The organism is Mycobacterium sp. IDUB_37 (assembly GCF_055419245.1).
Genome location: NZ_JBVAXG010000016.1, coordinates 63,324 through 90,152, shown reverse-complemented (window position 1 = coordinate 90,152; position 26,829 = coordinate 63,324). Strand labels below are relative to the sequence as shown.

22 protein-coding genes are annotated in these 26,829 nt (G+C 65.5%); 15 read left to right on the top strand and 7 right to left on the bottom strand.

Annotated elements, in window-relative coordinates; translation table 11 throughout:
* Window positions 1-3: 3 nt before the first annotated feature.
* From ACZY1I_RS31530 to ACZY1I_RS31510, 5 genes are all read left to right on the top strand, one after another.
* On the top strand, window positions 4-1,062 hold the full coding sequence (locus tag ACZY1I_RS31530) for an acyl-CoA dehydrogenase family protein (protein WP_463761517.1): 1,059 nt from the start codon (window positions 4-6) through the stop codon (window positions 1,060-1,062).
* Window positions 1,059-2,165: an acyl-CoA dehydrogenase family protein gene (locus ACZY1I_RS31525; RefSeq protein WP_463761516.1), complete on the top strand. Its 1,107-nt coding sequence runs from the start codon at window positions 1,059-1,061 to the stop codon at window positions 2,163-2,165. Before ACZY1I_RS31530 ends, ACZY1I_RS31525 begins: the two co-directional genes overlap by 4 nt.
* Window positions 2,162-3,319 carry an acyl-CoA dehydrogenase family protein gene (locus ACZY1I_RS31520; RefSeq protein ID WP_463761515.1) on the top strand — a complete coding sequence of 386 codons (1,158 nt, stop codon included), beginning with the start codon at window positions 2,162-2,164 and terminating at the stop codon, window positions 3,317-3,319. Before ACZY1I_RS31525 ends, ACZY1I_RS31520 begins: the two co-directional genes overlap by 4 nt.
* On the top strand, window positions 3,316-4,260 hold the full coding sequence (locus tag ACZY1I_RS31515) for an acyl-CoA dehydrogenase family protein (RefSeq protein ID WP_463761514.1): 945 nt from the start codon (window positions 3,316-3,318) through the stop codon (window positions 4,258-4,260). Before ACZY1I_RS31520 ends, ACZY1I_RS31515 begins: the two co-directional genes overlap by 4 nt.
* 80 nt (window positions 4,261-4,340) lie before the next feature.
* Window positions 4,341-5,765, top strand: coding sequence for a class I adenylate-forming enzyme family protein (locus ACZY1I_RS31510; RefSeq protein WP_463761538.1), 1,425 nt, complete (start codon window positions 4,341-4,343; stop codon window positions 5,763-5,765).
* Window positions 5,766-5,785: 20 nt separating this feature from the next.
* Here ACZY1I_RS31510 and ACZY1I_RS31505 read toward each other — a convergent pair whose 3' ends face one another.
* The 3 genes from ACZY1I_RS31505 to eccA form a co-directional block, all read right to left on the bottom strand.
* Window positions 5,786-6,685, bottom strand: coding sequence for a hypothetical protein (locus ACZY1I_RS31505; RefSeq protein ID WP_463761513.1), 900 nt, complete (start codon window positions 6,683-6,685; stop codon window positions 5,786-5,788).
* A 171-nt stretch (window positions 6,686-6,856) separates the two neighbouring features.
* Complete coding sequence (locus ACZY1I_RS31500; RefSeq protein ID WP_463761537.1) at window positions 6,857-8,278, bottom strand: MinD/ParA family ATP-binding protein; 1,422 nt, start codon at window positions 8,276-8,278, stop codon at window positions 6,857-6,859.
* Window positions 8,279-8,358: 80 nt separating this feature from the next.
* Window positions 8,359-10,194 (bottom strand): type VII secretion AAA-ATPase EccA, encoded by a 1,836-nt coding sequence (gene eccA, locus ACZY1I_RS31495; protein ID WP_463761512.1) that lies wholly within the window; start codon window positions 10,192-10,194, stop codon window positions 8,359-8,361.
* 186 nt (window positions 10,195-10,380) lie between these two features.
* Between eccA and ACZY1I_RS31490 the strand changes: the two genes are divergently transcribed.
* The 10 genes from ACZY1I_RS31490 to ACZY1I_RS31445 all read left to right on the top strand — a co-directional run bounded on the left by ACZY1I_RS31490 (window position 10,381) and on the right by ACZY1I_RS31445 (window position 16,784).
* A complete protein-coding gene (locus ACZY1I_RS31490; RefSeq protein WP_463761511.1) occupies window positions 10,381-10,719 on the top strand; it encodes a hypothetical protein in 339 nt (112 codons plus the stop codon).
* Window positions 10,716-11,066, top strand: a complete 351-nt coding sequence (locus tag ACZY1I_RS31485; RefSeq protein WP_463761510.1) for a YbaB/EbfC family nucleoid-associated protein — start codon at window positions 10,716-10,718, stop codon at window positions 11,064-11,066. The genes ACZY1I_RS31490 and ACZY1I_RS31485 overlap by 4 nt, the downstream gene beginning before the upstream one ends.
* A gap of 161 nt (window positions 11,067-11,227) precedes the next feature.
* Window positions 11,228-11,518 (top strand): hypothetical protein, encoded by a 291-nt coding sequence (locus ACZY1I_RS31480; protein ID WP_463761508.1) that lies wholly within the window; start codon window positions 11,228-11,230, stop codon window positions 11,516-11,518.
* A gap of 18 nt (window positions 11,519-11,536) precedes the next feature.
* Window positions 11,537-12,901 carry a hypothetical protein gene (locus ACZY1I_RS31475; protein WP_463761506.1) on the top strand — a complete coding sequence of 455 codons (1,365 nt, stop codon included), beginning with the start codon at window positions 11,537-11,539 and terminating at the stop codon, window positions 12,899-12,901.
* A gap of 29 nt (window positions 12,902-12,930) precedes the next feature.
* Window positions 12,931-13,218: a PE family protein gene (locus tag ACZY1I_RS31470; protein ID WP_463761504.1), complete on the top strand. Its 288-nt coding sequence runs from the start codon at window positions 12,931-12,933 to the stop codon at window positions 13,216-13,218.
* Window positions 13,219-13,275: 57 nt separating this feature from the next.
* Window positions 13,276-14,352 (top strand): PPE domain-containing protein, encoded by a 1,077-nt coding sequence (locus tag ACZY1I_RS31465; RefSeq protein ID WP_463761502.1) that lies wholly within the window; start codon window positions 13,276-13,278, stop codon window positions 14,350-14,352.
* On the top strand, window positions 14,349-15,161 hold the full coding sequence (locus ACZY1I_RS31460; RefSeq protein WP_463761501.1) for an ESX secretion-associated protein EspG: 813 nt from the start codon (window positions 14,349-14,351) through the stop codon (window positions 15,159-15,161). The genes ACZY1I_RS31465 and ACZY1I_RS31460 overlap by 4 nt, the downstream gene beginning before the upstream one ends.
* 81 nt (window positions 15,162-15,242) lie before the next feature.
* The gene (locus ACZY1I_RS31455; RefSeq protein ID WP_463761499.1) at window positions 15,243-15,509 is read left to right on the top strand and encodes a WXG100 family type VII secretion target; all 267 of its coding nucleotides are present in this window, start codon (window positions 15,243-15,245) and stop codon (window positions 15,507-15,509) included.
* 15 nt (window positions 15,510-15,524) lie between these two features.
* Window positions 15,525-15,818, top strand: coding sequence for a WXG100 family type VII secretion target (locus tag ACZY1I_RS31450; protein WP_463761497.1), 294 nt, complete (start codon window positions 15,525-15,527; stop codon window positions 15,816-15,818).
* A gap of 174 nt (window positions 15,819-15,992) precedes the next feature.
* The gene (locus ACZY1I_RS31445; protein WP_463761496.1) at window positions 15,993-16,784 is read left to right on the top strand and encodes an SDR family NAD(P)-dependent oxidoreductase; all 792 of its coding nucleotides are present in this window, start codon (window positions 15,993-15,995) and stop codon (window positions 16,782-16,784) included.
* A gap of 30 nt (window positions 16,785-16,814) precedes the next feature.
* On the opposite strand, the gene ACZY1I_RS31440 is transcribed toward ACZY1I_RS31445, so the two are convergent.
* The 4 genes from ACZY1I_RS31440 to eccCa form a co-directional block, all read right to left on the bottom strand.
* Window positions 16,815-19,802: a nucleotide-binding protein gene (locus tag ACZY1I_RS31440; protein ID WP_463761494.1), complete on the bottom strand. Its 2,988-nt coding sequence runs from the start codon at window positions 19,800-19,802 to the stop codon at window positions 16,815-16,817.
* 86 nt (window positions 19,803-19,888) lie between these two features.
* Window positions 19,889-21,304, bottom strand: a complete 1,416-nt coding sequence (mycP, locus tag ACZY1I_RS31435; RefSeq protein WP_463761493.1) for a type VII secretion-associated serine protease mycosin — start codon at window positions 21,302-21,304, stop codon at window positions 19,889-19,891.
* On the bottom strand, window positions 21,298-22,767 hold the full coding sequence (gene eccD / locus ACZY1I_RS31430; protein ID WP_463761492.1) for a type VII secretion integral membrane protein EccD: 1,470 nt from the start codon (window positions 22,765-22,767) through the stop codon (window positions 21,298-21,300). Before eccD ends, mycP begins: the two co-directional genes overlap by 7 nt.
* Window positions 22,764-26,792 carry a type VII secretion protein EccCa gene (gene eccCa, locus ACZY1I_RS31425; protein WP_463761491.1) on the bottom strand — a complete coding sequence of 1,343 codons (4,029 nt, stop codon included), beginning with the start codon at window positions 26,790-26,792 and terminating at the stop codon, window positions 22,764-22,766. The genes eccD and eccCa overlap by 4 nt, the downstream gene beginning before the upstream one ends.
* Window positions 26,793-26,829 lie beyond the last annotated feature (37 nt).

The window sequence follows — 26,829 nt, the reverse complement described above, 5'->3', positions numbered from 1 at the left end:
CTTATGGATGTTGGTCTGACTTCGGAGCAGGTGGCTCTCCGCGACACCGTGCGTGCCATCCTGCGCGCCGAGTGTCCACCCGACGCCGCCCGCCAGTCCTTGGACGATCCGGAGCGCTGGCGCACTCTGTGGAAGACGGTCGTCGACCTGGGCTGGGCCGAACTCGCCGCGCCCGATCCGACCGGCGAATTCGGCCCCGTTGAGCTGGCTCTGGTCCTCGAGGAGTGTGGCGCCGCGCTCGCGCCGGTCCCGCTGTTGAGCAGCGTCGGAATGGCTGCGGGCGCACTGACCGCTGCCCTTCCCGACGGCAGCGTTGCCGATGTGCTGGCCGACATTGCCGCCGGAGTGGTGGCAACCCTGGCGGTCCACTCCCCCGCACGACGACTGCCGGGCGCACCTTGCGCGCTGCGAGACGGACGCCTGCGCGGCTACGCGGTGGCCGTTCCGAACGCTGCGAGAGCCGAGTTGATCGTCACGCTGGCCGCCACCGATGACGGGCCAGTAGTGGCGGTGGCACGCAACGGTGACGAGATAACGATTTCTTCGGGCGAGTCGACGAACCCCGCCCAACCCGGTGCCGACGTCGAGATCGACACGGAACCCCTGGCCGTCGCCGCCGTCGAATCCATCGAATCGGCACTGGCCGCGCCGTTACTGGCGGCCGCCGCCGACCTGGTCGGCGTGGCGAGTGCCGCCCTGCAGCGATCGGTCGAGTACGCGAAGAACCGGAAGCAGTTCGGCACCGTGATCGGCGCGTACCAGGGCGTCAAGCACGCGCTGGCGGATAACTACGTGAGTGTGGAGCGCGCCCGCAGTCTCACCTACGCCGCGGCGTCCCGGCCACTTGACTGGACGTCGGCCGCCCTGGCCAAGGCGGCCGCCGCCGACGCCGCGACGGCCTGCGCGCGCGCCGCCGTCCAGGTCCACGGCGCACTCGGCCAGACCTGGGAGCACGACGCCCACCTCTACGTGCGACACGCCTGGCAGGGCGCGACCATGCTCGGCGACAGCCGCGCGCTCTACCACGAAGTCGGCCGCCGGTTCGCGGGAGGCGCGGCATGACATCAGTGATCGAGGAGTTCAGCGCCTGGCTGGGCGACTTCCTGCCGGACGACTACTACGAGCGATATCGCCAGTACCGCTGGGACATTCCGCTGCGCACCGACTACCAGCGGGCGGCATTCGAGGCCGGCTGGCTGCAACCCACCTGGCCGCGCGAACACGGTGGGCGGTCGCTGGGGCTGCGTGACGCGATGGAGATCCGCATCGAAGGCGCACTGCGCTCCGCTCCGAAACTGCCCAACATTCAGGGCCCGGGTGTCGTCGCACCTGGCCTCCGCCAGTTCGGCACACCCGCACAGCTGGACCGCCTGTTGGTTCCACTGCTGCGCGGCGAGGAATGGTGGGCGCTGGGCATGTCCGAACCGGAAGCCGGATCGGACTTCGCCGGACTGCGTACTCGCGCCGAACGCGATGGAGACATCTTCCGGGTCAACGGCCACAAGATCTGGACCACCCATGCACACCTGTCCCGTTGGTGCACGCTGTATGCCCGCACTGATCCGGACGCACCGAAGCATCGCGGCATCTCGTGCTTGATTCTCGACCTGCAGTCACCGGGTGTGCGGATCGAACCGATTCGGATGGCATCGATTTCCGACGAGACCTTCTGCGAGGTATTCCTCGACGACGTCGAGGTTCCGGTGGACAACCTGCTGGGCCCGCTCAACGGTGGATGGAACGTCGCGCTGTCGTCGTTACACCATGAGCGCCAGATGATTTGGATCATGAACTGGGTCGAGATCAAACGCGGTCTGGCTACGGTCGCAGGCGCTGCCGCCGCCGCGAACAGCCCGGATCTCTACACCGAACTGGGCACGTTGCTTGCCGACGCCGAGGCGCTGCGGGCCACCGGATACCGCGCGCTGGACAATGAGCTCGCCGGTCGAGCCAGCCCGGAAGCCGACACCATGAAGCTACTCGGATCGGTTACGCTGCAACGTGTTTGGGAGCTGAGCGCGGCCGCGGCCGGGCCAGCATCGATCAACGACCCGGACTTGCTGTTCGAACGCCAGGATGCCCTGGCCGCGACCATTTACGGCGGGACTTCAGAGGTCCAGCGCAACATCATCGCCGAGCGGCTGCTCGGGCTGCCGAAGGGATGACCACGATGGATTACGACCTCGGCGACGACGCCGGAGAGCTGCGAAACCGGTTGCGGCAGTTGATTGCTGACAACATCCCCGCAGATTTCCTCGGCGCCTGCACCGACGATCCGGACGACCTGGCCACCACCGAAACCTTCTGCAAACTGCTGGCCTCGGAGGGGTTGCTGGCGCTGGCGTGGCCCAAAGAGCACGGCGGCGGCGGCGGTTCGATCTGGCAGCAGACCGTGCTGCGCGAAGAGATGTGGGCCAACTACGAACCCCGCGGTCCGCAGTACATGGGCATCAACTGGGTCGGCCCGGCCATCATGCGGCACGGTACGGCCGAGCAGAAGGCACAACATCTGTCCGGCATCGCCTCCGGCGAGGTGATCTGGTGCCAGGGATTCTCCGAACCCGAAGCAGGCACCGATCTGGCGTCGCTGCGCACTCGCGCCGTCGCCGACGGAGACGGCTACCGCATCACCGGGCAGAAGGTGTGGACGTCGTATGCACGGATGGCATCTTGGTGCGTGCTCGCCGCATGCACCCACCCGGATGCGCCGAAGTCCAAGCGGCTCAGTCTTTTTCTGATCCCGATGGACCGCGCCGGGTTCACCGTCCGAGGCATTCCGTCGATGCTGGGGCCGCATCATCTCAACGAAGTTTTCCTGGACGATCTGGCGGCCTACCCCGGCGACATACTGGGCGAGCCCGGCGACGGTTGGCGGGTCATGCGTGAGGCACTGGCGTTCGAGCGCGTCGGTATCGCGCGGTATGCGCGCTGCGAATCACTGCTGGACCGGATGCAGGCTCAGCTGGGGGAAGACTGGGACCGGCTGCCCGAATCGATTCGCGCGCGGTGGGTTCGGGCGCTCGTGGACCTGCGGGTAGCCAGGCTGATGGCCTATCGGGCGGTGTCGTTGCAGGACGACCCGTCGGCCGGTGCTGCGGCCAGTGCGGCACGCATCGCCACCACGACCTGCGATCAACTGGTCGCCGAACTGCTCTTCGATGTGCTGGGTCCGACCGCCCTGGACAGTGGCGGCTCCGCGGCGCTGCACGGCGCGGTCGACGACCATTGGCGCTATGCGCAGGCCGCCACGGTGGCATCGGGAACGATCGAAGTCCAGCGCATGATGGTGGCGCGCGAAGTTTTAGGAGAGCACCGGTGAATACCGAACTGCCGCAGGATATTGCCGACTTTGCGGCCGTTGCCACGAAGCGACTGACCCGGGTGGGCGGTCCGCAGGCGGCGCTGCGCGCCGAGACCGACGACAGCGTCCGGCAGGCAGCCCGCATCGCCCTTAGCGAACTCGGCGCGTTCGACCTGGATGTCCGGTCCGGGTCCGATGACCTGCTCGCCGCCGCGGTGCTCTGCCAGGCGGCCGGCGCGACCGCGTTGCCGTACCCGCTCGTCGAGGAGTTGCTGGCAATCGACGACGCTCGGCTGAGCCTGATAGACCCAACCGCACCTCGCATCGACCACGGCGACCTGCCGGGCGACTGGATCGCCACTGACCTTGACGGAAATTGCTTTCAGGCACGTCCGGCGTCGCGGACCAACTCCAAGTTGGGACCATTCCTGGTGCCGGCCTCGTTGTCGGCCCTCGAGGGACCCCAAAGAAGTGTTCCGGCGGCCGACGTTAGTCTTCATCTCGTGCTGGGATCATGGCGGATTCTGGGTGCGGTGCAGCAGGCTTTGGCCATCGTCACCGGGCATGTGCAGGCCCGGGTGCAGTTCGGCAAGCCACTCGCGGACTTCCAAGCCGTCCGATTTTCGATCGCCGATGCCGCAGTGGCGGCGCGCGGATTGCACGAACTCGCCAAGTACACCATCAGCCGGCCGGAATCGACACCAGCGCAGACTTTTTCGGCAGACGCCCTAGTGCTGCGCCTGAAGGCCGCCGACACCGCACGCCAGGTGCTGCGCACCTCACACCAACTGCTCGGCGCCCTGGGATTCTGCGACGAGTCCGACGTCAGCGTGCTCGACCGGCACACCCAACCGCTGATCCGGTTGCCGTTGAGCCCCGAGGCGCTGAGCCTGCGCCTGATTCCCGACGTGCGCGACGAGCACCTGGAGACGTTGTTCAACAGACGAGTCTCGGCGTGACGAGCGCACAGTCCCAGAGCACCGAGGCACCCGTCAACCCGTTCGAGGACGGCGTACCTTTCAGCACCAAACTGCAGGAGATGGCGGAACAACAGGGCGACAAGCCCGGGGTAACCGTCGTCGCGCTCGACGGCAGCACGCAGCAGTTAACCTTCGCCGAACTCGATGCCCGCGCCAATCAATGGGGACGTGCGCTGGCCGCGCGCGGCGCCACCACGGGTTCCCTTGTCGCCATTGCGATCCCGAATTCCGTACATCTGGTGCTGGCCACGTTGGGGTGCTGGAAGGTCGGCGCGGTTCCGATTCCGATGCATTGGGATCTGCCCGAGTGGGAGCGCGACCGGGTGCGCGCGGTGATCAATCCCACCGTGGTGGTCGACGACACCAGCCGTTGGGAGTTGGACGCACTCGCGAAGACTGAACCCGAAAGCCCGCTGCCCACAGCCATTTCCCCGACAGCGAATGGAATCTGCAGTAGCGGGTCCACCGGTGTACCCAAGGTGATCCTCAACCTGGCGCCGTCGCTGTGGATACCGCAGCAGGGCGATCCGTTTCTGTCGAACTGGACTCCGGTGGCCAAGCCGCAGATCATCATGGTGCCGGCGCCGATGTATCACACCAACGGCTTCGCCACCTTCCTGATGCTGCTCAGCGGCGATCATCTGGTGATCCTCGAAAAGTTCGACGCGGCACTGTTTGTCGACATCATCGAGCGCTACCGGATCAGCAATTTCACCGCCACTCCGACCATGCTGGCACGCGTCGCAGCGCTGCCCGACATCCGGCAACGCGACCTGTCCAGCGTGGTGTTCATCCTGCAGGGCGCCGCGGTGATGCCGCCGTCGCTGTTGCGCACCTGGTTCGAGTTGCTCAGCCCGGAACAGATCGTGACGGCCTACGGCATGACCGAGAATCTGGGGCTCACCGCCTTGCGGGGCGACGAGTGGCTGAGTCATCCGGGCAGCGTCGGACGGGGCTTCCGGGACACCGAGATCCGGATTCTGGACGCCGACAAACGTCCCGTCGGCCCCGGGGACGACGGCGACGTATACCTGCGGGCGGCGATGAGCGCCGGCTACCGCTATCTGGGTGGGGCACCACCGCTGCCGTCGACAGAAGACGGTTTCCGGTCCGCCGGTGACATCGGCCACCTGGACGAGGACGGCTTCCTCTACATCGTCGACCGCCGCGCCGACATGATCATCAGCGGCGGCGCCAATGTCTTTCCGGCAGAAGTCGAATCGGCGCTGTCCGGGCATCCCGACATCGCCGACGTCGTCGTCATCGGCCTGGCGGACGCACAATGGGGGCGGCGGGTGCATGCCGTCGTCCAAGTCTCAGCACAAGCCGCCGGACCGCTGACCGAGCAGCAGGTGATCGACTTCGCCAAGGGGCGCCTGGCCCCCTATAAGGCGCCGAAGACCGTCGAGTTCGTCGACGCGATACCCCGCACCGCGGCAACGAAAGTCAATCGCTCGGCCATGATCGCGGCGCGCGGCGGATAGACGCGATTGCAAGTCCGGGCTCACGGCAGCCCGTCCAGCCCGTCGATACCGAAGACCACTCCACCACTGCCGCGGCTCCCGCCCGCGCCGGGTGTCCCCACTGCGCCGGCGGTTCCGCCGTTGCCACCGTTACCGGCGTCGCCGACGAGCGTGCCATCGCCGCCGCTGCCACCTTGGCCACCGAGCAGTTGGCCCTGACCACCTTCACCACCGGAACCGGACACGCCCAAAATGGCTGTGGTGCCGCCGATTCCGCCGACACCCCCAGCAACGGAGCCGCTGCCGCCGGCACCACCGGACCCGCCGAACGCGAGGAAGATCGCCTGGCCGCCGGTGCCGCCCGTCCCGCCGGATCCGCTGGCCCCGTAACCGCCGGCACCTCCTGCGCCGCCGCTGGAGAACAGGAAGCCGCCTCCGCCGCCGGTGCCACCGTTCGCGCCGCCGATTGCACCGGCACCGCCGTTTCCGCCGTCACCGCCGCTGCCCCACAACAGCCCGGCGTTGCCGCCCGCTCCGCCCGCGCCGGCGATCGAGCCTCCGCCGCCGGCACCACCCGCGCCGGCCGGACCGGCAAGCCATCCGGCGTTGCCGCCGGCACCACCCGCGCCGCCGGCGACGCTGCCAAACCCACCTTGTCCGCCCGAGCCGGCACCAGAACCCAGCAGCCCGGCGAGCAATCCGCCGTTGCCGCCGACGCCGCCGGCCCCGCCGATGTCCAGCCGGCCATATCCGCCGGTGCCGCCGCTGCCGCCGGCGCCGAGCAGCCAGGCGAACCCGCCCCCGCCACCGGCGCCGGCGACGCCCTGGTTGGAGTAGCCGCCGACGCCGCCGGCACCACCGTCACCAAAGAGCGCCGAGGACTCCACCACATCGGGCATGACGCTGAGAAACGACATCACAGACCTCCACAAGCCGTTCATGTCCACAACTGTTGAATTAAGTCAACAGTTGGTGACTAGACTTGTCAAGGGGCAATTCAACAACCGTGGAACTTGCTGACAGGGAGGGCACGGGAGGTAGCGCCGCGACTGATAGCTGACGTACACGACGCGCCAAAAAGGCCGCCGTGGCTGTATCTCGCGCGGTCGCGATTAGGGGCGAGGAATCCGGTCCGCGCGCTTGGTGTGCGCGAAACCGTCGGCGATCGACGCGGCCAACTCGAGGAAGGCCTGGCGGGTACGGCTTGCCATCAGATCCAGCACCACCTCGGAGCCCTGGGCCAGATGGTCGTCGAACGGGATCACATGAACTGCGCGGATACGGGTGAGGAACTGCGCGGCCAGCCGATCCAGATCGACCGACGACTTACCCGGCCGGGAGGCGCTGATGACCACCGTCGCATTCGGTACCAGATGGCCACGTCCATGATGCTCCAGCCAGTCCAACGTCGCCAAAGCGCTTCGCGCAGCATCGATTGCGGGCGAGGCGACCAACACGATGGCGTCGGCTTCGTCCAACACACTTTCCATCGCCGAATGCACCAGTCCGGTGCCGCAGTCGGTGAGGATGAGGTTGTAGAACCGCTGCAGCAGCCGGATCACCACGCGGTAGTCGGCGTCGGAGAAAGCTTCCGAAGTGGCCGGATCGCGTTCGGAGGCAAGGATTTCCAGTCGGCTGGTGCTCTGCGAGGTGTGCCGACGGATGTCTGAGTAGCGAAAGATGTTGTCGTCCAACAGCAAATCGCGCACCGTGGAGCGACTCTGATCGGGCCCCCGCTGAGCCAGCGTGCCGAAGTCGGGGTTCGCGTCGACGGCGATGACACGGTCTCCGCGAATCGCCGCGAAGGTGGATCCCAAACCCACGGTCGTCGTGGTCTTGCCGACGCCGCCCTTCATCGACAAAACCGCGATGCTGTAGTCGCCGCGCACCGGTTGACTCACCCGCGCCACCAATCGCTGGCGGGTGTTCTCCTGCTCGGATTCCTTGGGATTGAGCCCGGTGACCCGGTGAACCACCTTGCGCCAGCCGCTCTGCGGCAATGGCCGGACCCGACGCACCAGACCCAGATCCGTCGGCGACGGCATGCGCGGGTCTCCGAACCCGGGTGGCGGCGGTGCAGCGTCGGGCCTGACAGCGCCTCTGGTGAAGGGTGTTGACATCGGTGGTGGTGCGGGCGGATTCAGCCTCGGGTCCGGTCTGGCCGGCGGCCGCGGCAGTGGTGGCGGCGGAGGTGCCGGTGGCAGCTGCGGCGGTCGAGCGGGCAGCGGCAAGACCACCGTACCTTCGGCTATCGGATCCGGAAGTACTGGCTGCGAAGGCAATTCAATGACTTGCGTGCCTTGCGACATCGGGTCGGGATCCGCCGGTGGCGGCAGGTCGATAACCCGGGTGCCCGCCGTCATCGGGCCGGAACGCGCCGGAGGCTCTTCGACGACCGCGACGTCCTCGGCGATCGGGGCGTTCTCGGCGGCCGGGAGGTTCTCGGCGACGGTCACCTCGTCGGTGTCGGCGCTTACCTGCGCCTCTTGCGCCGCTTGCGCCTCTTGGGCAAGCTGCGCCTGAATTGCCTGCACCGGAATAGGATTGGTGTCCGCGTCACTGCTGCGCTTGAAACCCGTGGATGGCCGGGGCGCCTGGGGGGATTCGCTCACGACTACTGCGTTCTCGAGGTCAACGGGCGCGCCGACATACCGAGCACGTTCTCCAATGCGGCGCGCATGTCGCTGACCTCGATGCGCATCAACTGCGCCTCGTCGAGGTCTTCAACGCTGATGTCCTCGCGCTCACTGAGCCGATACTCCCGCTCCTCCTCGGCGGTTTCGATGACATTGCGGACGAAACGTCCGTTGCCCACCAGATCGATCTCACGACGTAGCTGGCCGGTGTCGTCGGCGGACTCATTTCCGTAGAGAAGTTCACAGGCAGCGACCAGTTCGTCATAGGCGCCATCGGTCAATTCGGAGTCGCGAGTCTTGGCGATCAGTCGGCCGATGTCACCCAATTCCGTTGCGTCATAGGACGCGAACCGGATCCGCTTGGTGAAGCGAGAAGCCATGCCCTCATTGGAAGCCAGGAACCGGTCGATCTCGGCGTCGTATCCGGCGATGATCACCACCAGCCGATCGCGGTCGTTCTCCATCCGGGCCAGCAGGGTGTCCACCGCCTCACGGCCGAAGGCGTCGCCGCCGGCCAGTCCGGACTGAATGAGTGTGTATGCCTCGTCAATGAACAACACCCCGTCCATCGCCGAGTCGATGAGAGCCGACGTCTTGATCGCCGTGCTGCCAAGGTGTTCGCCGACGAAATCACTGCGCTTCGCCTCGACCACCGCGGGCGTCTTCAGCAGGCCCAGACCGCAGTAAACCTGCGCAACCACCCGGGCGATGGTCGTCTTACCGGTTCCGGGAGGCCCGGTGAAGGCCAGGTGCAGGCTGCGCGCGGCCGCGCTCAGTCCCTTGCCTTCGCGGACTTTGGCCAACTTCGCCGCCGACCGCAACTTGGCAACCTGCAGCTTGACCCCGGTCAACCCGATCTGACGGTCCAACTCGATCTGTGCGGTCCGCAGGTACTCGTTGCCGCGTTCAGCCAGACTTTCGGCGTTGACCTCTCGCGCACTGCGGGCGCTGGCGGGATCCCACTTGTTTGCGCGGGACTCGATGTCCTCCCTGGTGCAGATGATGAGGCGGTATTTCGGGTCGTGCAACGCCGCGGTGTTCGCCTCGAATCCTGGCTCCTCGCTATAGATTCGCTCAAAGATCACCCGGGCTTCGGCCTCTTTGTTCATCTCGCGCAGTGTCAGGCCTTTGCAGAATTCCGCAGCGCGACCGGCGGCCGGAATCGGGCCCTCGATGGCCTGATCCAAACGACGAATACCTTCGCCGAACAACCCCATCTGCGCACACGCCGAGCCCACCATCAGGTGCGCCCCCGCGGCTATGTACTGGTCCTCGAATGAGGCCGAATTAGCCAGCGCGGTAAGTACATCCGGCCACCGTTGGGTGGTGAAGTACACCACCGCCCGAACGTAGGCACAAATCTCGGCGGCGTCCGCGCCGCCGTCGGGCATCGAGCGTCGCATGTCGTCCAACTCGTCGAGCACCCGCACGGCCTCGTCGAAATCCTTGCCCTCGACCATGGTTGCCGCGTACGCCAACCACACCTCGGTGAGGGTGCTCAGCGTGTAGTCGAGGTACAGCCCGGTCTGAAATCGGCCGGCGAGCGCATGTCTGGGTAGCCCAAGCCGGCGCTGCTCACGGTTGAGATTCTCCCTGCTGGTGCGCCACAGGTTGTAGATCACCTCACTGCTGGTGTCACCGGCTGCCGCTCGCCCCAGCCAGGCGTCACTCATCTGCGGGTCGTGCTCGGTGGCGCGCTTGAACGCCAGGGCCGCGTACTGCACATCGCGGTCCGTCTCCAACCCGTCGATCGGGATCCCCAGCGACAGCACGCCGGCGTCGAAGACCCGCTGGGCGTCCCTGGTGCCAGGCATGTACTTGGTGTCCTCACTACTTTGGGGCCGCTAGTAACGGGTAACGCGAATAAAACCGCTCCCGAGCCGGGTCTTAGCGGTAGGAAAACCATTCTACCGAGCCGATGAGTTTCATTACCTCGCCAAATCTGAGTCAAGATATGAACAGAGTGGCCTGGATTTCCCGACCCCCGGAGGTGATGCCACATGCCACAGCAACGACAGCAACCCGTGCGGTCCCGTGCCGGGACGATCGCGGTCGTCACCACCGAGCGTGGCCTGCCGACGGCCCTCAAAATCGACCGGACCGAGCTCACCAGACCGCCCCAGGAGCTGGCGAGCGAGATCCTCGCGTTGTGCAAGTTGTCGGCGCTGCGCGCCCAGGTGGCCTACCGGCGTGGCCTCGAAGCCAAGGGCTTCACCGCATCGGTGATCCGCGAGCTCGGATTGCCGACGGACGACGATCTTGCCCGCGCCGAACACGAGTTGTTCGACGAAGAGGACGACGAAAACGAACCGCCGGCAACGTGGATGAGGCCGGTATGACCAGCCTGGCGCAGTCCGTGATCGCCCGGGCCATCAAGCAGCGCGACCTACTGCAGTCGATGACCGAACAGTCGAAGACCATCACCGCCCGGGTGACGAGCCGCGACCGGGCGGTCAGCGCCGAAGTCGACGGGCTCGGCCAGCTCACCGGATTGTGGTTGGGACCACCCGCGAGCCGACTGGATCCGGACGTCCTGGCGACCCTGATCGTCGATACCGCAAGGGCTGCGGCCGAGGTTGCCGCGCAGCGGTACGGCTTCCTGCTCAAAGAGTTCACCGCCCGCCTGGACGAGCTGCAAAAGGCCCCCTTGGTGCGCTCCGACGGCACCATTATCGAGCCGGAATAACATTATTCAACGCGCGCCAAATTGCGTCGCAATTTTCAAGTGACCTGCGGTCGACGCGCCTGTCTGGATAAAATTCGTGCAGTTTATTGCGCACGGCGGCGCTTACGGTGAAGAGACCAGCGACTTAGCCGCAAACACAGTGGGGATACTGGGGGAACGTCATGACATTTTCTATGGAACCTGAATTCGTCGAGGGGTTGACGGCGGCACAACAGGGCGCCAGCACCGCTATCACCAGCGCATTCAGCGCAGTCACTCCGGCACAGCTGAGCTCATTCGCGACGGCGTTGGGCCCGATCGCAGTGGCGAACATGATTCCGGCGATGTTCGAATCGACGGCCAACAACGTGATGAGCGGCATGCTGACAGCGACGAATCACGCATTACTGGGCACCGCCACCAACCTTTCGCAGGCAGCCGTTGTCGCCGCGGATACACCCACCGACGTTTAGGCACATTCGATGGGCACCATGGACTCTGCACCAGGTGCAGGGTCATCCGGCGAGATCGACCATATTGCTCAGTTCGATCACCTACCGGTAATCAACTCACTGGAAAATGACCTGCAATCCTGGCTCAACCGGCCGGTGCAGGACATCTTGAGCCAGTTCAACCTCGGACAGCTCCCCACCGGCAGCCCGGACTTCTCCGGGCTGGAGGGTCTGCCCGCCGAACTCTCCGGAGCGCCGGGGGGCGCGGGCAGCAACTTCTCTAGTGGGTTGCTCAAACCCGTCACCGACATGCTCGGAACCCTCGGACCCGGACTTTTCCAGGGCCTTAATCCGACGCAGATGTTCAGCGGCGTCACGCAGGCCTTTCAACAGGCGGCCGGCGGACTGCAGCAGGCACTTGGTCAGATGATGGGCGGCATGGGCGGCCAGGGCTGGGCCGGCAACGCGGCCACCGCGGCCGCCTCCAAGACCGGCGAGACGTTGGCCAACGGCGCCGCCGTCGGCGCGCAGGGCACCGCATTAGGTGGTCAGTACAGCGCCGCGGCTGCCAACGTCGCGCAGGGCCAGGCGCGGCTGCTCGAGATCCTCACGCAATGCCAGAACGAGCTCGAGGCGCTCTCCGGCGGCCTGCCCTGGACCGCAGCGAACATGGTCGAGTCCGCATCGCGGGCCAGCGCGCTGGCCACCGAGGCCATCACCGAACTCGAGAGCACCCTGACCAGCCAGGCGGCGGCCACCACCGCCACCGGAGCGCCGGTCGCGGTCGCCCAGGGCCCCGAGATGGCGATGGGCATGCTCGGGCCGATGATGTCGGTGGGGATGAGCATGATCGGCCCCGCAATGCAGATGGGCATGATGCCGCTGACCATGGGTGTCCAGGCCGGTACCCAGGCGCTGCAGGCAGGTATGCAGGCCGGCACCAGTCTGATGTCGGGATTGGGCCAGGCGGCCCAGGGCGCTGCATCACCCGCTTCCGCGCTCGGCCACACCGGCCGAATGGTGAGTGCGGCACATCCGAGCGGCGGCGGACACGGCGGTGGCGGCGGACCCGGTGCGACGACGCCGGCCAGGGCGACACCGTCCTCACCGATGTTGCAGAACGAGACCGGCGGCGCATCGGCGGCGCGATCGCTGGCTGCCGCCCGGCCGTCGGCCGGCGGTGCCGGGATGGGCATGGGTGGCGCGGGAATGATGGGAGCCGGCGCAGCAGGCGCTCAACACGGCAAAGCCGGTGCCGGAGGCAGCCATTCGGCTGCGTCGTTCCTGCACACGACCGATCAAGGTGGCGAGATTGTCGGCGATCTCGGCAACGCGACTCCCCCGGTGATCGGCGAAACCGCCGTCGATCCCGGGGACAGCCCCGACATCAAACTTCGCATTTAGGAAAACTTCGTCCTACAGGAGCAGTGAAAATGGCCGAAAACAACCGTCTCTCAATCCAACCGAACGAAGTCAACGAGGTCACCAAGCAACTCGACGAACTCGCCAGCCGCATGCAGCGGGTGATGCAGACCGAGGCGTCGAACCTGAACGTGATCGCCTCGGGACACGAAGAGGTGTCACAACGGGTCGCGCACACGCTCAACGAGGTGCTCGGTTCGTTCACCAAGGCATCAGACCAGGGCGCCAACGAGATTCAAGAGATCGCCGCAACCGTGCGCGCGCACTCCGGACGCATCGCCGAAGCCGACCTCGCTTAATCCCTCGGCGACAACGACTTTCGAGACCACTCTGACAACGGGAAAGGGGGCTAGACCATGGGATTCACCAATGTGGTGTGGGAATCGCGCAGCACTGAACAGCTGGCGCGCGACCTGACCGAGGGTCCCGGTCCCGCCTCGGTAGGTGAAGCCGGAGCAGCGTGGATCCGGGTCGCGAACGAGTTCGCGAAAATCTCCGCCGACTACGACCAGATCGTCGAACGATTCCGCGACTCATGGGAAAGCAACGCCTCCGAAGCGGTGGTCCACAAGCTGGAAGCGTTCGGCAAGTGGCTGCAGGCGGCCAGCCTGAGCGCAGCCGCGAACGGACGCCGCGCTGAAGAAGCAGCGGTCGCCGACACGGTCGCGATCCTGTCGATGCCGTCGGTCTCGGAGGCCGTCGAAGCCAAGGCGGCCCAGGACATGATGTCGGCGCTGTCCGCCTACAACGGCGCGATCCTGCAGGGCAGCTTCGCCGAGTTCGACGAGGCGGCCTCAACCCAGCAGGCGGACGCGGCCGCGGTGATGAACCGGTACGAGGACGCCGTCGCAGAACTGGCCGAACCCTGGGAGCAACCGGTTCCCCCGCAGGTCACCAATAGCGCCGCACTCAAGTCGGAGAAGGACGGCAAATCTGGCGGCGGCGGGTCACGAGGGGGCGGTGGCGGCGGAGGCGCTCCGCGGCAGCTCTCCCCCATGCTCGCCAATCCGATCAGGCCCAGCGACCAAGCCAAGCAATTGAAAAAGGTCAGCTTCGCCAGCGATGCGTCCAGCGGCAGCGGAATGGGCCGCGGCGGGGGTTACGCGCCGATGGCCGGAAACAGACGCGAAGACAGCAGTCGCGCGTACGAATCATTCCGGGAGACAGAGACACTCGAAGGTGGCGGCGAACCTGGCGCGAGCCTGTCCGATACCGGCCACTCCTGGTTGCCGGCCGCGCAGCAGAGCGATGCGCCGTTCACGGTCTCGAATGTGAGCTGGGGTCCGAACACCGCGATCTTCGACGATCTGGCCACGCCTGAACCGCAACAAGTAGAGGCGTTCGCCAACGAACCGGAACGCACGCTTCAGCAGGTGTCGGATCGTTGGGTTTCGCCGGCAGTCATCGGCGCCGACCAGGAGGTGACTCTGTGACCACCGCCGTAGCCCCGGACTTCACCTTGACCGACGACGAGTTGCAGGTCATCGGATCACGAGTCGGAATCCAAAGTTTCCCAACGGTTTTAGGGATACGACCGCGGTACGGCACCGTCGACGCACTCACGTCGGCATTCGACATCGCGACACGCCACCTCAACGCGCGCAACCTGATCATCGACGGCGTCGTCGAGCCCGACCTGCTGCCGTTACTGCAGGCGTTGCAACGTCCGCACCGGGAGCTGGCGATGCGGTTGGTCACCCCCGATGGCATGGCACGAATTTCCATGGTGCGACGCGGCGACTTGCAGCTTTTGGCGCGCCGGGTGGCCAATGACATCACGCTCCGCGTGATCCACACCCCCCTGGATCTGCCCGGCGTTGTCCGAGCCCTGATCGGCGAACTGCCGCGTGCTCAGGCCGCGCAGTTCACCCCGGTGCCGGCACCGCTGGAAGCGGTGAGCCGCAACTTGATCGGCACCCACGACTCGGCGCAACTGGCCGATCGGGTGCGCGCGCTCGGCGCCGAGCCACGCACCGCCATGATGCTGGGCGCCGCCCTGGCGTCGCGCAGAGCTTTTGCCGAAATCGTTTACTACGCACTGTGTTCCGATGAAGATCGGATCTCGCGGCAACCCGCCGCGATCGGGGTTTTTTACACCAAGCACGGCCGGATCGTCGGTGCACCCAGCGCCTCCCCCAGCGGACAGCTCTGGACCACGCTGAAGCCAGGTTCAGACCATGCGCTCGGCCAAGCGATCGGCCAACTCGTCGAGTTATCAGCGGAACGATGGGAGAGGCTTTAGATCACAGTTGAGAAACCAGCGAAGCAATCCCACTAAGTAATTTCCGGGAATCCCCGGGCCAGCAAAAGATTGGAGAAGCCGATGACTGTTGCTCTTTCGCCGGAACAGGCACAGCAGGTACTGAGGAACATCGACGAGCAGGTCAAGCAGGTGAAGAACCGCCAGACCGACATGCGGATACGCGCGGAGGAAATGGTTAACAGTTCCTGGCATGGCGGGCAGGCCAAGCGATTCGGCGAAGCCATGCAGGCTCACGACGAAGATCTGACTGCCGTCGGCAACGAGCTCGACCACATCGTCTCCGAGGCGCAGCAGAAAGCCAACCAGATCACCCAACAGGCTATGTGACAGAAGGGAATTGACATGGCGAATAGCAGCGACATCCTCTACAACTTTGCAGAGAATCACGACGGTCTAGACCACATCCAGCGGGTCGTCAGCGATATCCACACGATTGCTGACGATGTCCACAAGATCTTCCAGGGAATCTCGGACCTGTGGCAGGGTGCGACGCCTGAAGCGCTTCAGGCCGCGCACCTGCGGATCAACCAGAAACTCGAGGACTACCTGCAAGCCATCCAGTCGACCGGCGCAGGCGCCAGCGACCAGCAGGATGAAATGCAGGCCCTGGACAACAGCCTGGCCGGCGGTTTCTGACCAGATGCAGCAAAGGCCCGGGCTCGCCACAGCGGCGAGTCCGGGCCTTCATCGTTGATAAATGGTGAGATCTTGTCTGTACTGACGAGGCGGGTCGGGGTGCCGGTTCTGATTTCCCGCGCACTCCGACCACTCGGCCCGCGGGCCGAAACACCCGCGACGAGGAGTGAAGCCGTGAACGCGAACCAACGAACCGCTCTCATTACCGGGGCCTCCGCTGGCATCGGAGCCTCCTTCGCTCGCCACCTCGCTACCGAAGGATATGACGTCGTGCTTGTCGCCCGACGCGCCGAGCGACTCCGGGAACTGGCCGCGCAGTTGCATGAAGAGCACCACGTACGCAGCGAAGTGATCGCCGCCGATCTCTCTGAACCTTCCGCTGCTGCTTCGATCATCGATCACACTGCCGCATTAGAGATGCAGATCGACGTCCTCATCAATAACGCAGGTCTGTCGGCGAGTACAAAGTTCGCTGAAACGCCTTGGGACGCACTGGCCGCAGAGATCCAACTCATGGTGACTACGACAACTGAGCTGTGCCACCGCGTCATCCCCGGCATGAAGGAACGCCGCTGGGGACGGATCGTCAACCTGTCCTCACTAGCAGCGTTGGCACCAGCAGCAGAAGGCTTGCTTTACACCGGAATCAAGAGCTATCTGCTCAACATGTCCCAATCCCTCGACATGGAACTCAAACCTCACGGCATCCACGTCACGGCACTCTGCCCCGGCTTCACTCGCAGCGAGTTTCACGACGTGATGGGTACCCGAGCTGCCGCCGACCGGCTGCCCGGCATCATGTGGCAGGAGCCCGAGGCCGTCGTCCGGGAGGGGTGGGCAGCGGTCAAGGACGGAAAACCCGTTTGCATACCCGGCACCGTCAACAAAATGACTGCTGCAGCCATACGCCCACTCCCGCAACGCATTCAGTATGTTCTAGGCCGAACCCTCAATCCCTTCAAATAGAGATCGTGCTGACCCGCATTTAAACGTGACTCAAGATTGTTCCCGTGGCGCGCGCAGTCGCCCGAAATTCTCCGATACCGACCCGGCCAGTTCCAGATAGGCCTGTCTCGTCGCGGGGTTCAAACGACCGAAGTCGACATCGGCGCCCTCGGCGAGGTGCGGATCGAACGGGATCAGGTGGATCGAGCGGCAGCGTGACTGGAAATGTTCGTAGACCTTGTCTAGTTTGAGCGCTGCCGAACCCGGGCGAGAGGCGCTCAGCACGACATGAGCTTCCCGCACCAGGCCCGAATGTCCATGCTGGTTAAGCCAATCCAAGGTCGCTGACGCACTTTTCGCCGCGTCGATAGCCGGAGAACTCACCAGCACGATGGTGTGCGCGAGATCCAGGATCGCTGACATCGCCGAGTGCATGATGCCGGTGCCACAGTCAGTCAGGATGATGTTGTAGAAGTGCCGCAGGATGTCAACCGTGCGCCGGTAGTCATCGGCGCCGAAGACTTCTGACACCGCCGGATCCTGTTCGCTGGCAATGACTTCCAGCCTGCTGGTCGCCATCAGGGTGTGATTGCGAACGTCCGCGTAGCGGTTGATGTTCGGATCCGACAACAGATCTCGAACCGTCGAGCGTGTCGACAGATCGCCGACCCGCTCACCCAAGGTGCCCCGGTCCGGATTGGCGTCCACCGCAATCACCCGGTCGTGGCGCACGGTTGCCAGCGCTGAGCCCAAACCGAATGTGGTGGTTGTCTTTCCGACGCCGCCCTTGATCGAGAGCACGGCGATCCGGAAGTCGCCGACGATCGGCTGCCGGATCTCGGCCAGCAGATGTTCCTGCTGGCGTTCCTTTCGCGAGGCGCCAGGATTGAGGTGGCCCGACGTTGCCTTATGCACGGCACGGCGCCAGCCGGACGGCGGCGCGAACCGATCCAGGTTAGTGATCTCGGCCTCGTCGATCGACGGCGGCAGCCGGAACGGCTGGTAATTCGGCGGCGGGCCGCCTGGTGGCGGCTGCGGGCTGCTCGGCGGCGGAACCGGGCGCGATTCAACCGGCGGCTTACCGGCAGCATGCGCGGGTTGCCGAGGCGGCGCGTTGCGCTGACCCGGCGGTGGTGGTCCGGGCCACCACGGCGGCGGCGGAAACGGACCGGGCGGAGGTGGCGGTGGCCACGGCGGCATGGCACCCGGGCGGAACCGGGGCGGCGGTCGCTGTCCGGGCGGGGGGGCTGCTTGAGGTGTTGGTGCCGAATGCTTTTCGGGCACCGACGCCTGCTCTCGCGCCACCGCCCGATCCTCTATCGGGGCCGGCTCGAACTCTGCCGGCATCTTCGCACCTGCCTGCTGCCAGGGCGGCAGGGCCGGGCGACGGTTTGAGGGCTCGTTGGGCCGTTCCTCGCTAGGCGCGACGGCATCCGCCTCTGACGGCTCGGGCAGCGAAGGTTCCTCGGGCAGCGATGGAGCATCGTCTTGCGGTTCAGCCAGCGACTCGATCTCGGGCTCGCCGTCTTCGATCACTGTTTCGACGGCGACATCCGTGTGCTCTTCGACTTCCGCTATCGGCTCAGCATCAGCCTCAATGGACTCCGCCCAGTCCGGCGTTGCGAGCTCAGGTCCCCCACCGGAGTCGTCCGGCGCTTCCATCGGCTCGGCGCCCACCGCCGCCCTCTTGGCTGCCATCTGTTCGAGCAAGGCTGCGGCGCGCATCTCGATTTCATCGAGTTCGCCGGATGAGGATTCCGGCTCAGGTTCGGGAGCGGTCTGTTCCAGTTCCGGGTCCTCAAGTCGATCTGAAACCCCGAAGTCCCATTCTCGTAAGGGTTCCGGTTCCGGTTCAACCGACTGGGGGGTCACCAATTCTTGCGGCACCGCCGTGTCGGCGTGGGATTCAAACTCCCGCGAAACCTCAACGGGCTCGGGCTCGGGTTCGGGTGCGGCCTGCTCAGGTTGGAGATCCTCAAGGCGATCTGAAATCCCGAAGTTCCACTCTCCTAGGGGTTCCGGTTCCGGTTCAAGCGACTGAGGGGTCACCAATTCTTGCGGCACCGCCGTATCGGTGTGGGATTCAAACTCCCGCGAAACCTCAACCGGCTCATCCGGTTTTACCGAAGGCTCGGGCGCTTCCCAAACCTCAACGGGCTCTGGCTCGGGTTCAGCCGGAACCTCTACCACCACCTCGGGGACCGCCGCCGCAGCATGCGACTCAAATTCACGCGACACCTCAACCAGTTGTTCCGAATCCACCGCAGGCTCGAAGGCAACTATCTCAGGCTCTTCCGAAACTTCATGCCGCACCACGGGTTCCGCCACGAACAGACCTGGCACGAACTCTTCGTACTGCGACTCGGCCTGCCGCAGCGCCTCGGCATATAAAGGCGTATCGGGCTCTGCCGTTACCACGAACCAGGAGTCATCTTCCAGATCTGGGTCCGGTGCGATCGCATCAAGGTCTGCATCGGCGGTTTCGACAGCGAGCACGTCGTCATCGATCACGCTATCGATGGCCGGCAACTCCGGCTCAACAGACGCAGCGGCAGCGGTTGCCGCAGCCGGGACCGCCTGCGCTTCCTGGGGGCCATTCTCGGTCGGCGACGTAGGCTCGAGACTCGCGACCGGATTGGACGGCGCATCCAGTTGTTGCAGGCGCCGGGCACGGTCATAGCCCACGGCGACCCGCTTCGGTCGTGCATCTGCAGCACCGTCCTGCGAGTCGCTGCTCGGCTCGGAGGCTGCAGCGCCGTCGAGTTTGGCGCGCGGCGCGGGAACGCGCTCCCGCTTAACTTGCGGATCAGCTGCCGTTGTTGCCAGCGGATTCTCGTCGGCTACCACCCGCTGCGGTCCCGTACCAGGTTCGACGGCCGTCTCATCGGGCCGATGGTCGGCATCGTCCTTGTCTTGCCGCTTGCCGAGACCGATGTGGACGCGCCGCCGCTTCTTCTCGCCGGGCAACCAAGGGGGACGTGCTAGCCCGCGCTCATCCTCGCTGGGTGCCTGCTCAGGTTTGGGCACTTGCTTGGCCAACGTCATCCCCCCTTTCGGGCCCGATTATTCGCTTGACGCCGCCTTCAATCGTACGTAGCGCGGATGGCTTAATTTCCGGGGTTTCCCTACTTCACCGGCTGAGAATCGGCTGTCTGCGATTCCCGACGCCTCCTCGCCACCGAGAGTGCCCAGGCGATCGCGGCCAGTGCCACGGCTCCGGCGGTGACCGACAACACGATGATGCGGGCGCGCTGACTGGCCGGGTCGACGTGGGGCCGTCCGGCGATCGGTGTTGCCGCGTCGGGGTTGCGCACCTGGCCGGCCGGGGGAAGTCGATAGGTCAACGCGGCGATCGGGTCGATCACGCCGTACCCCGTTGCCTCGTTCGGTCCGGCACCGGGCGTGTGGGCGGTGCGCCTGACCAGATCAATGACTTGAGCCGCGTTGAGTTCGGGATACCGGGAACGAATCAACGCCACCAACCCGGAGACGAACGGCGTCGCGAAGCTCGTCCCGTTGATCGGCGCCAGCCCCTGTTGGCTCATGACGGCGTTCGTCAACCCCGGCCCACTCGGATCGAGTGACGTGATTCGTTCCCCGGGTGCGGCGACGCCGACCCAGGGCCCGCGCAGGCTGAAATCGGCGGGCTCACCCGACGTCGTCAACGCTGCAACCGTCAACACGTAGTCGTTGAACCAGGCTGGGCTGGCGATGGTGCGCACCGAATTCCACCCGCTCCGCAACGGCATATTCGGGTCAGGCATGACGTTCTGCGTTTTGCACAATCCCTGGTTGCTGAAGTTTCCGGCCGCGGCCACCACGACGACGTTGCGCTCGAATGCGTAGCGAACCGCCCGTCCCAGTGGCGCATCGTCGAGTCCGGCGCCGACCGGGCTGCAGGCGACCTCCGACAGGTTGATGACGGTGGCGCCCAAGCTGACCGCGTGCGTGATCGCGTACGCCAGCGTCAGGGTGTTGCCGTAGCCCGGCGAGATGGCGTTGGGGTCGTTCTGCTGCCCCGAGCCGCCCTCCTTGACGCTGAATACAGTGCTGTTCTGCCGGATCGACAGGATGGTCGCCTCGGGCGCGACACCGGCGAAAGTGTCGGTGGCGCTCGGTGCAGCGGCGATGATTCCCGCGACCAGGGTGCCGTGCGCGTCGCAGTCCTGCAGCCCGTCCGTGTTGGACACGTAGTCGCCACCGGGCTCCAATGACGGCAACCGCGGGTGGCGATTCACCCCGGTGTCGATGACGGCCACTTTCTGGCCGGCGCCGCGGGAAAACCGCCAGGCTTCGGTGTAATCGAGCATGGCTTCGGCGCTGGTTTGCACCGAGAAGTCGGACTGGGGAAGCAATCCGGTTGGGACCCCGCAGATCGCCTTCAGTTCGGTCGGCTCTACCGGCCCCAGTGGACCGTTCGGCGGCGGGCCGGGTTCGACAACCGGCGGTTGGATCGCCCACGCCTGCGCGGGCTCCAATGCGGCCGTCAGCAACACTGCGGCCACCAGCGCGGCCACCCGCAGCAACCCGGCCATCACCATGCCAATCGCTGATAGACCCCGACTACCCAGAGCGCCAACGGGATCAGCGCACCAACGGCGATGTACTCCAGATAGGCGAGCATTGTCGCCCAGCGGGTCCCAGCGCCGGGCCTGGCCAATCCGGCCACAGCAGCCCCCACCGCGACGACGAGCAGCACACCCAGCGCTGTCACCGGCAGAAACCTGATTCCACTCTGTGCCAGCACGCAACTGACCACCACGATCGCGACGGCCGGTGCCGCCAGCCCGGCACGCTCGAACCAGGTATCCAGCGTTCGGCTCCGCAGTCCCAGCACGGACGCGCATGCCAACGCGAACACGAATTTGGGCCAGGTGACGCCGCCGGCCAGCAAAAGTGTCACGGCGACCGCAACGCCGGCCGCCAGTCCGGCCAGCAACGCCGCGCGCGTGATGGCCGCCGACTTGGCTTTTGTCCACACCGCCTCCGCCGTCGGCATCGCCGAGCCCGAATCGCCTTCGTCGGTCGGTGCGGATGGCTCGAACGGATTCGCGAAATCCCAGTCTTCCCGGTTGGTTTCGAGGTCGACGGTCGGTGTGTCGAATCGTCCCAGCCGTGCGGTCAGCCGCTTCACCACCAGGCACTTCAGCGTTGCCACCACCGCCAGCGTCACGAAAACGATGACGGCGGGCGCGTGCAGTGCGCGAGCGAGCATCCCAGCACCGATCAGACCGGACAGCACCGCTGCGGCCAGATACGCCCAATGCCCGATTCCGACCACCCGGTCGAAGACGGCGCAACATATCAGCACAACCCCGCAGGCGGCGGCCACGCCGTAGTCGCCGTGGTGCAGCAGCAGCGCGCCGGCGATCCCCGCCGTGATCGGAATCGCCGCCCACCCCAGCCCGGCGGCGACCTCATCAAGCCGGTACGAACGGTGGGCCATTGCGGCCCCACCGACCAGCGCCAGTGCCGAAGCGGCAGCCAGTCCGACGATCACCGGACGGTCCGCCGCGCCGACCCTGCCGATCAGGCAGTAGACGATGCCGAAGGCCGCGAGATGGATGCCGGCGAACGACATCCAGCGTGCGGATGCCGTATTCCAGGAGGCGTAGGCGGCCTTGTTCAACCGCCCGACGGCGTCGACCACGTCGTCGTAGAGGGTGGGTGACGACAACGCCCGTTGCGACGACAGTCGTAGCAGCTCGCCGCTGCCCACGCCGGCCTCACGCAACGTCTGGTCGGGCCGCAGCACGGTGCCGTCGCCGAAATAGCTGAGCACCCAAAAGTCGCGCCGCTCATCCTTTTTCGCCGGGACTTCATCCGTTTGCTCGGTATCCCGGGAACGGATCAGCCGGGCCAATTCCGGGACGAAGCCCGACACCTCAACATCCAGTGGCAGCGCAATGTCAAGCTGGGTTCGTCCGCCGAACACCGACACCCGGATCTGTTCCGGCGCGGCCGAGACCACGTGCAGCTGCCTCAGCTCACTTGCCCCGGTCACAGGTCCGGCATGTTCGATAGTTGGATGACGCCGCTTTTCATGGTGCGCGAAATCAGCATGCCGCGCCCCGGCGGCATTTGGCTGGCCTTGTAGCCGAAGAACGCACCTTCATCTTTGGAGCCGCTCATTATCAATGCGTTGCACGACAAGTCCTTCATCCGGCCGAGGAAGGGATCCATCATCGCCCGCTGCGCACCTCCGAGGCGCCGGGCCACAATGACCCGCAACCCGATATCACGTGCCTGCGGAAGGTATTCAGCCAATGGGCCGAGCGGATGACTCAGCGAACCGCCGGCGATGAGGTCGTAGTCGTCGATCATCAAGAACAACTCGGGCCCCGACCACCAGGATCGTTCCTTGAGCTGTTGCTGGGTGATGTCGCTGGGGGGCAGCCGGTCCCGCAGCGACTTGGCGAGAGCGTTCATCAGCTCGGTGCAGGACTGCGAACTGGTCGCGTAGCCACCCAGGAACTCATTGGCCACCACACCGAGCATGGAGCGACGGAAATCGACCAGGATGACCTTGCTCTGTTCGGGCGTCGAGTTCTCCATCAAGCCCGTCGCGATGTTGCGAAGCAGTCCGGTCTTTCCGCATTCGCCGTCACCGATCGCCGCCAGGTGCGGTTGCGAATCGAAGTCCAGAACGACCGGCATGAGGTCAGATTCATTGATACCGATCGCGATTCGCGACTTACCAAGCATTCCCGCGGTGCGCGCGGCACGCACCACGGCGCTGCGGTCGAGGTTGTGCGGCAACATTCGCACCCGTTGTGCCTGGCGCTTGCCGTAGCGGGCGCGGACCGCTTCAACGGAAGCGGACACACCTTCCGGCAGATCCTCGACGGCCGAGCTGGAGTCCAGTCGTGGCAGCGCTATCAGCAGGTGCAGTCGCTGGTGGGTCATGCCCCGCCCGGGCCGCCCGACGGGTACCAGGTCGGCGAATTTGCGGCCGACGTCGCTGTCGATCGAATCACCCAGTTTCAACTCGACGCGGGTGCCGAGCATGTCCTTGACGGCCGGGCGCATCTCCATCCAGCGGGTAGCGGTGATGACGAGGTGCACACCGTAGGAAAGGCCTTGCACGGCCAACGCATTGAGAGCCGGTTCCAGCACCTCGAAGTCACTGCGGATCGACGCCCAGCCGTCGATCACCAGGAAAAGGTCGCCAAACTTGTCCTGGCTCAACGGATCCCGTGCAGCGACCTCGGGCGCGAGGGTGGCCAAATGCGCCTTGCGCTGACGGAAGTCGCGCATGGACTCGATCCCCAGATCACGGAACCGCACCTCCCGCGCCCGCAGCACTCCTGCCACTTCGGCCACGCTGCGACGGATTCCGTCGGCATCCATCCGGCCGGACACCCCACCCACGTGCGGCAAATTGGCGAGGCTGGCCAGTGTTCCGCCACCGAAATCGAGGCAGAAGAACTGCACCTGCTCCGGGGTGTGTGTGGCGGCGGCGGCCATGATCAGCGTCCGCACCGCCGTCGACTTGCCCGATTGCGGACCGCCGACCACCGCGACGTTGCCCTGAGCGCCAGACAGATCGACCATCAAGACATCACGACGTTGGTCGTAGGGACGATCCACCACACCCATAGGCATCCACAGTCGCCCGTTGACGTTCTCGCTGCCGGACCAATTCGAATCTGGCAGCAGCCTATTGACGGCCGGGCTTTCATCCAGCGGCGGCAGCCACACTTCGTGCGCGGGACGCCCGTGCCCCCGCAAGCGCGACACGACCACGTCGAGCAATGTCGTCTTCGTCGGGGACAGTGCTGGGGAGAAAGACGTCTCGGACGCACCGGCCTCCTCCGCCTGGGCAGTCGTGACGGCATCCTTCTTGACCGGGGTCGCCGTGAAGAGTTTCGGTGCCAGCGCGCCGAGTTGCCGCTTTCGTCCGCCCAGGGCCGCGCGGCGCGGCCGGACGTAGTCCCCGGACACATAACAGGTGTTGAACCGAATCGGTTCGGAGGCATCGCATTTCAAAAACGCGGAGCCGGGAACGCTGGGCAGGTGGTAGGCGTCCGGGACGCCGAGGACACTTCGCGACTCGCCGGCCGAGAAGGTCTTGAGCCCGATCCGGTAGGACAGATGCGAGTCCAGCCCGCGCAGCTTGCCTTCCTCCAGCCGTTGCGATGCCAGCAGCAGGTGCACGTGCAGCGAACGGCCCAGCCGGCCGATCATCACGAACAACTCAGCGAAATCCGGTTTCTGCGAGAGCAATTCAGAAAACTCATCAACGATGATGAACAACGCCGGTAGCGGATCCAGTTCCGCACCACCGGCCCTGGCGCGTTCGTACTCAGTAACGTTGGGAAAGTTGCCGGCCGAGCGGAGCAGCTCTTGGCGCCGGTTCAGCTCACCGGCGAGCGCGTCACGCATGCGGTCGACCAGGATCAGCTCGTCCTCGAGGTTGGTGATGATCGCCGCGATGTGCGGCACCCCTTCTAAGCCGAGAAACGTTGCCCCACCCTTGAAGTCGACCAGAACCATGTTCAGCACATCGGGTGAGTGCGAGGTGATCATCGACAGCACCAGGGTGCGCAGAAACTCGGACTTACCCGAACCGGTAGCGCCGATGCACAATCCGTGCGGGCCCATCCCGGATTCAGCGGACTCCTTGATGTCCAGTTCCAGCGGTTGACCGTTCGGGGTGTACCCGATCGGCACCCGAAGCCGCTCCCGCGGCGAACGTTTGCGCCAGACCTGTTCCGGGACGATCTCGGCGGCATCGGGAATCTTCAACAACGCCATCAACCCCGGGTCGGTGGCACGCGAGTCGGCTTCCAGGCTGACGATGTGCGCGGCGCTGGCCAAACGGTAACGGCCGATCCGGCGGGCCGTCGCCTCGGCCTCGGCGACAGTGATCGTGTCGGGGGTCGCAAAGCGCTCGACCCCGACCGCGGTCCGCGCTCCGACGTCCTGGCCGTCCACCACCAATTGCAACCCGCGCCGATTCGCGGCCCCGTCGGCGCCGTTCAGATCGAGCAATGTGACACTGTCCAGTCCCGCATCGGTGACCAAACGTTCTGTGCCAGTGATGTATCCGTCGTCTATCACCACCACGATCTGCTTGAGTCCCTTGGCCGGTTCGGCATTCCGGCTGAACCGGCCACGCTCCCCCAAGTCGGTGGCCAACGAACGCTCCAACAACTCCAGACTCGGAAACAACATGCGCAGCGACCCCATGCCATCGCGCGCCGTGGCGTGTTGGGCCTGCGGCAGCCACTTGACCCAGCCCCAGTTCTCACCATCAGGATTGGCGGTCACCACCGCCACCTGCACATGGTCGGGACCGTGAAACGCGCACAGCTCCAACACCATGGACCGCACCAACTGCCGCGCCAACTTTCGGTCGCCCTCGAAGGTGACGGCGGGAAATGCGCGCAGGGACACCGCGGTCGGTAACGCATGCACCACGGAATGCGTCTTGACGAAGCGGCGTAACGCCACCGTGGACACCGGTTCGAGGTCCTCGGGCGGACCGGTCTCGGGCGCCAGCAACCGGGTGGCCAACCGGTGCGTTCCGATTCCTACCCGGACATGGCAGAAGTCGTTGTCGGTCGGACGGCGCTCCCACATTCGCCGGGTGCCCACCACGTCGGGCAGCGCCCGAGGATCGGGGTGACTCCACTCCAGCGCGGTGCGTTGCCCGTCACCGGTCATGTCGGCGTCGTCGCGCAGATTCGCCAGGTAGCTGAAGTAGTCCTTGCGCTCCTCGTTGAGCTCCGCGGCCGCCTTGCCCGATCGGGCGCCGCCGCCCATGAACATGCCCGCCATGGACATGACCATCATCATCGGGAAGATCAGGAACATCGGATTCTTCATCAGATCCCGGCCACCGACGGTCACCATCAGCGCGATCATCCCGACCACCGCGACGATCATCACGAACGGCATCAGCTTCATCAGCAGGTTGCCCGGAATCACCCGTGGCACCTCAGGCGGCGGCTGCAGGTTGACTTCGCCACCAGGCATGCGTGGCGGCGATACCCGCAGTCGGCGCACAAAACCCTGCGTACTCAACTGGTCATCCCCCGAAGCTTCCAGAAAACTCTCGAAC